Here is a 244-nt window from a genome sequence, read left to right on the forward strand (position 1 = left end):
GAGGCCTCGGCGAAGGTCACCGGCACCTGCAGCGTCAGGTTGTTGCCGCTGCGGCCGAAGACCGGGTGCGGGCGGACGTGGACGGTGACGTAGAGGTCGCCGTTGGCGCCGCCGTTCTCACCGGCCCCGCCCTTGCCCTTGAGCCGGATCCGCTGCCCGTCGGTCACCCCGGCCGGGATCCGCACCGACATCGTGCGGGTCGAGCGGCCGCGGCCCGAGCCGTGGCACTCCGGGCAGGGGTCGT

The 244-nt window shown here is 74.6% G+C and carries 1 protein-coding gene; it reads right to left on the minus strand.

The annotated features are described in order from the left end of the window. Nucleotides 1-244, minus strand: a 244-nt coding sequence (locus L0U85_RS20260) for a DnaJ C-terminal domain-containing protein (RefSeq protein ID WP_277606110.1), incomplete at both ends; no start/stop codon positions are given.

The sequence above is a fragment of the Glycomyces sp. L485 genome (assembly GCF_022548875.1).
Lineage (GTDB): Bacteria > Actinomycetota > Actinomycetes > Mycobacteriales > Micromonosporaceae > Glycomyces.